The sequence below is a fragment of the Pseudomonadota bacterium genome, from assembly GCA_026388255.1.
Classification (GTDB): domain Bacteria; phylum Desulfobacterota; class Syntrophorhabdia; order Syntrophorhabdales; family Syntrophorhabdaceae; genus JAPLKB01.
This window is the reverse complement of record JAPLKC010000108.1, coordinates 1-2,084: the sequence shown is the minus strand read 5'-3', so window position 1 is coordinate 2,084 and position 2,084 is coordinate 1. Positions and strand designations below refer to the sequence as shown.

Here is a 2,084-nt window from a genome sequence, read left to right as displayed (position 1 = left end):
TGGAGTACATTCAGTTCCATCCAACGAGCCTTTTCCATAAAGACGCTGACGGATTTCTCATTTCAGAGGCGTTGAGGGGTGAGGGCGCAAAGCTTAAAACAAAAGATGATATACCTTTTATGGACAAGTATTCTTCACTGGGAGACCTTGCGCCGAGAGACGAGGTGTCGCGGGCCATATATGAAGAGATGATAAAGAGAGGCGATTCATATGTCTATCTTGATATTGCCTCATATACGGATATAAATATCAAGAAACGTTTCCCCACTATTTATAAACGCTGTCTGTCCCTTGATATTGATATTCAGAAGGTGCCGATTCCGGTTGTGCCTGCTGCTCACTATAGTTGCGGAGGTGTTCAGGTGGATGTCTGGGGAAGGACATCTCTCAATAATCTCTATGCTGCCGGGGAGGTGACGGCAACGGGCATACATGGCGCAAACAGGCTTGCCTCCACATCGCTCCTTGAAGGACTGGTGTGGGGAATAAGATCTGCCCAACATATAGTTGAACACTTTGATAATAAAAAACCGTATGAAGAGTCGGAAATCCCCCCGTGGCGTTTTCCGGAACGGGAAGAAGAGGTTGACCCGGCGCTTATCCAGCAGGACTGGGTGAGCATAAGGTCCACAATGTGGAATTACGTAGGTATTATAAGGACAATTAAGAGACTGGAGAGGGCAAAATCAGATCTTGGCTATCTCAAGAACAGGATAGACGATTTTTACAGAAGGGCACACCTTGTTCCTGCGGTGATCAATCTTAGAAACGGAGTCAGGACAGCATTCATAGTGGCTCAATCCGCATTCAAAAACCATATGAGCCGGGGCGCTCATTACATCAAGTAAGCAAGAAGTGTTTCCTGCAACGGTTTTGATCAAATTGGAAGTGTACTTGCTTTCAAATACAAATCTACGTCATGCCCATTCGAGGGAGCTTATTGAATACGGTTTGAAATGTGCAAGAGTATTGACAGCTTATTTTCTGTTCCTGCAAAGCCTGGGTGTCTTCCTGTAATGTAGTTTTTGCAGGGGCTGCCAATTGTTCAGCCTTTCAACCGGCAATTGATAACCAGCATGAATGTTTTAGCTTGAAATTGAATCGCAATTTCACAACGGGAGATTTAATGCAAACATGATAAGAATACGTGATTCTTCTCGCCGAGGTTGCTGTTTTCTTCTTTATGATCTCTATTGTTCCTGCAAATAACAAACTTTAATGTTATGTAGCGAGCAACACAACATTACGATTATAAGGTTATGGTACTTGCTACAATTAGTAATGACACCCGTATCTTACGAATTTCAATAGGTTTCATCCTTAGGACTTTGTTATTATAAGAATTTCCTTGTCCTTGACAATACAGCCCGTTAACCATAATATTTTACACATTGTAGCTTGCAGCAGATTAATTGTTACATGGTTCTAAATGATATAATTCCTACGGGAGGTTGCCAGTGTATACAGGGCGTTTTGTTGTCCTACTAGTTCTTGCTCTGTTGGTCTATTGCGGGTCCATCAATAACGCACTTTCGGATGTCAATAGCTCTACACATTCACCGGCAAATAGCACCGAAGGCAAAGGGTCCACGGCACAGGCTAAGAATGATAAAACCAGGCACAATGCGGGTCAAGCGCCGCCGGACTCAATGTCCCCTAAATGGAAAAAGGAGACAGTCGATACAACTGCAGGCGTTGAGTACCTAACTGATAGTGAAAGACAAGTAATCATCGAAATTAACATGGTGCGGACCAACCCAGCGGAATACGCCCGCAGCTTCTTAGTGCCACTTCGATCATACTATCGCAATAAACTCTTACGATATCCGGGCGAGATTGCCATCTTAACCAATGAAGGGATTCGTGCACTTGATGAATGTATTAAAAAACTTCAAGTCACAAAACCTTTGTCTTCGCTGTCCCCAAAGAAAGGACTTACGCTTGCTGCGCGTGACCATGCAAGGGATCAGGCAAGAACTGGGGCAATCGGACACACCGGGAGCGATAAGTCAACTTTAGTAGATAGACTAAACCGATACGGCAAATGGGACATTTCTGCTGGAGAGAATATCGACTACGGAAAC

General features: G+C 44.0%; 2 protein-coding genes. Both read left to right on the top strand.

What is annotated here, in order from left to right; all coding sequences use genetic code 11:
- Positions 1-848, top strand: an 848-nt coding sequence (locus tag NT178_16405) for an FAD-binding protein (protein MCX5814103.1), incomplete at its 5' end; no start/stop codon positions are given.
- A gap of 801 nt (positions 849-1,649) precedes the next feature.
- A partial coding sequence (locus NT178_16400) for a CAP domain-containing protein (protein ID MCX5814102.1) occupies positions 1,650-2,084 on the top strand: 435 nt, incomplete at its 3' end.